General features: G+C 32.3%; 2 protein-coding genes and 2 tRNA genes. 1 reads left to right on the forward strand and 3 read right to left on the reverse strand.

The genetic code is table 11. From position 1 onward, the window contains the following. Positions 1-311 precede the first annotated feature (311 nt). Complete coding sequence (locus tag ACHZC3_RS11275) at positions 312-1,088, forward strand: hypothetical protein (protein WP_394759954.1); 777 nt, start codon at positions 312-314, stop codon at positions 1,086-1,088. Positions 1,089-1,256: 168 nt separating this feature from the next. Here ACHZC3_RS11275 and ACHZC3_RS11280 read toward each other — a convergent pair. From ACHZC3_RS11280 to mutS, 3 genes are all read right to left on the reverse strand, one after another. Continuing rightward, positions 1,257-1,341 (reverse strand) — tRNA-Leu (locus ACHZC3_RS11280). 43 nt (positions 1,342-1,384) lie between these two features. Next, a tRNA-Gly gene (locus ACHZC3_RS11285) sits at positions 1,385-1,457 on the reverse strand. Positions 1,458-1,598: 141 nt separating this feature from the next. Beyond that, positions 1,599-2,767: DNA mismatch repair protein MutS (gene mutS / locus ACHZC3_RS11290; protein WP_394759955.1), on the reverse strand; the 1,169-nt coding region annotated here is incomplete at its 5' end.

The following is a 2,767-nucleotide window of genomic DNA, read 5'->3' on the forward strand; positions in this document are numbered from 1 at the left end:
GTTTACAGTAACTAAATTGTTTTAGTATTGTTAATCTAAAACCTTAATTATGTAATAATGATAAATACCTTTATATTTGTGAAATGAAATAAAAATTGAATTAAACATATCGGCGTCTTTATTCTAGTAAGCTAAATCGACCAAATTAAACAATTACACAAAGAATAAGAATTGCACACGCAAAGGCGTGGGCTTTCTTATTTTGTGTATGCGTTCTTGGTCGGACGTTGCTTACTGATAGGAAATGTCCCACGCTGATTATTTAAACTAACATCTGTTTAGGGACGTTTGGGAATAAATAATTAAAAAGAATGGAAAAATTCGACAAAGAAAATCCGTACGACCCTACACAAAAAAAACAAAAACCAATTAATGTTTCGAATCCACAAAAAACGAAGCTATCAAATGGATTCTCAAAAAAAACTTTACTGTTTGTTGGGTTGTTTACCTTATTATTTTTCATAGTCTTAATCAACTTTGCTGGAGAACCAAAATATGAAATTTTAAGAGAAGAGTATTCGGAAACATCGAACAAAGCTCAACTAATTGAATACGCAATTTATAAAGACACTATCTATAATGAGGAGTCTTTAAAATCTGTTGTCCTAAAAATTTATGATGAACACAAAAACAAAGATTTGTTTGAAAATTTTGATGCTCCTACTGTTCTAGCGGTTTATTTATACACGTCAAAGGAATCCGCAAATGACAAAAGTGCTTGGATTTGTATGCTATTAAAATCCCCAACTAATGAAGAGCCTAGAATTAGCTATAATAATTTAAAAATGAATAGCCTTGAAGGTCTTAATGATAATAAAAAAGATAAAAGCGAGGTTGCAAATGAAAAACTTCAATTATATTTAGAAGAAAGAAATTTAGAATTATGTTCGTTTTATAAACAACTTGGAGATATGGAATTGGAGAGCATTAAAAAAGCTGATATTAAATATCCTGAATTTGGTTTAAAACATCGTGAATATGTAGAAAGCATACGTGTTGAGGAAAGAATGAAATTAATTCAAAAATATAATTTGACTGATTCGATTTTCGGGCAGGTTTCTACATTTGGAATGGCTTATTGCAAATAATTTCTATTAGTAATAACATCAATAAATTAAACCCGCTTCACTAGTAAATTTTAGTAGCAAAAAGCGGGTTTTTTATTTGAATTTAAATCAACCGTACAGTAATCATACAATTATTAAAACAGAAAAAGCGTAATTACTTAATAATAAAGTAATTACGCTTTTCTTTTGTACTCGGGACGGGACTTGAACCCGTACGACCATTACAGTCACTGGATTTTAAGTCCAGCGTGTCTACCAATTTCACCACCCAAGCAGTTTTATTTTCAAAAATCAATTATGATTTTTATTTGGTATAGAGCGAAAAACGGGGCTCGAACCCGCGACCTCGACCTTGGCAAGGTCGCGCTCTACCAGCTGAGCTATTTTCGCGTTTTCAAATTTTAAAAAGAACAGCAATACATTCCTGTAATGCGAGGGCAAATTTAATACATTAATTCAATTAAACAAGGGTTTTGATATAAAAAAATCACACTTTTTTATAATACTCTGAAAACCCTTACTTTAGAGCGATTATTTTTTACTTAACATCCTTTTTATTTCATTCAACTTCATTAATGCTTCGACGGGAGTCAGTGTATTAATGTCTAGATTGAGTATTTCTTCTTTAATTTCTTCTAAAAGCGGATCGTCTAGATTAAATATACTGAGTTGCATATCGTCTTTATTTCCTTTTATACCATTTAAAGCTTCAGCCGAATGATTTTTTTCTAATTTTTTCAGAATCTTTTCAGCTTTTTGCAAAACGATTTGTGGCATACCAGCCATTTTTGCTACATGAATACCAAAACTGTGCGCACTTCCTCCTTTTACTAACTTACGAATAAACAAAACCGTATCTTTTAATTCCTTGACAGAAACATTATAATTTTGAATTCTGGGTAACGATTCACTCATTTCGTTTAATTCGTGGTAATGTGTTGCAAACAATGTTTTAGGTTGCGCTGGATTTTCGTGTAAAAATTCGGCAATTGCCCAAGCGATGGAAACTCCATCGTATGTACTGGTTCCACGTCCTATTTCGTCTAATAATACCAGACTTCTATCGGAAATATTATTCAAAATGGAAGCCGTTTCATTCATTTCGACCATAAAAGTAGATTCTCCCATCGAAATATTATCACTCGCTCCTACTCTTGTGAAAATTTTATCTACAATTCCCATTTGAACACTATCTGCAGGCACAAAACTCCCCATTTGTGCTAGCAATACAATTAGTGCTGTTTGTCTCAAAATAGCCGATTTTCCTGACATATTTGGACCGGTAATCATAATTAATTGCTGTGAATCTCTATCTAAATAGACATCGTTAGCGATATAAGGAACGCCAATTGGTAATTGTTTTTCGATAACTGGATGACGTCCATTTTTTACATCTAAAGCAAAAGAGTCATTTATCTCTGGACAAATGTATTTATTATCAATAGCCAATTGTGCAAATGAAACCAAACAATCTAATTGCGCTACCAAATTAGCATTTAGTTGAACGGGTTTGATATAAGTCGCAATCCAACTCACCAATTGTTCGAATAATTGATTCTCTATTTGTTGAATTTTTTCTTCGGCACCTAAAATTTTAGTTTCATATTCTTTGAGTTCTTCGGTGATGTATCGCTCTGCATTTACTAGTGTTTGCTTACGAATCCATTCCGTTGGCACTTTGTCTTTGTGGGTGTTTCTAA

Source organism: Flavobacterium sp., assembly GCF_043720215.1.
GTDB lineage: Bacteria > Bacteroidota > Bacteroidia > Flavobacteriales > Flavobacteriaceae > Flavobacterium.